The sequence below is a fragment of the Cupriavidus consociatus genome, assembly GCF_017814975.1.
GTDB lineage: Bacteria > Pseudomonadota > Gammaproteobacteria > Burkholderiales > Burkholderiaceae > Cupriavidus > Cupriavidus consociatus.
In genome coordinates, this window is the sequence record NZ_JAGIQA010000154.1 from 1 (window position 1) to 697 (window position 697).

Consider the following 697-nt stretch of genomic DNA (forward strand, 5'->3'; position numbering starts at 1 on the left):
GCCCAGGGCATCGAGCGCTGGTGGCTGGAGGTCACCGGCAAGGGCAACAAGACCCGGCTGGTGCCGGCCACCGACGATCTGATCGCCGAACTCGCGCGCTATCGCCGCGCCCACGGGCTGGCGCCGACGCCGCACCCCGGCGAGACGCGCCCGCTGCTGCTGCCGGTGATCGGCCAGGAGAACCGTGACAAAGGCCTGTCACGCGGCGCGCTGCACCTGATCCTGAAGGAAGTGTTCGGCCTGGCGGCCGTGCGCCTGCGCGCGCGCGGGCCCGCAGCATTGGACGGCCTGGGCTTCGCTTATGTGCCCTCGGACCTGATGGCGCCTCATATCAAGGCTGGACTGCTTGTACCAGTGCTTGAAGAGTGGTGGCCGCTGTTTCCGGGCTATCACCTGTACTATGCCAGTCGCCGACATCTCTCCCCCGCGCTGGCTCTTGTCATTGAAGCGCAGCGTTATCAGGAAGATCAAATCCGAGAGACGGTCGTCTAGGATTGAGCCAGGCCGGTGGGTCGAAGGGGGAACTCTCACGGAGTTTTGCACGCAAGCCAGGTCGGGGCCAGCGGCAGATGCCCATCCACGATGTGTCTGCCGCCGCCGGGCACCATTGGCTAGGAACCATGTGCACGCTGGCTTAGTGCTGCCTTAGCCTGCCCAGGCAGCGGTGTCGTCGAGCGGATAGACCGGCCTGCTGACC

Annotated in this window: 1 protein-coding gene; it reads left to right on the forward strand. The window is 66.1% G+C overall.

Going from position 1 to position 697, the window contains the following annotated elements:
• Positions 1-492: LysR substrate-binding domain-containing protein (locus J8I82_RS38950; protein ID WP_245180690.1), on the forward strand; the 492-nt coding region annotated here is incomplete at its 5' end.
• Positions 493-697 lie beyond the last annotated feature (205 nt).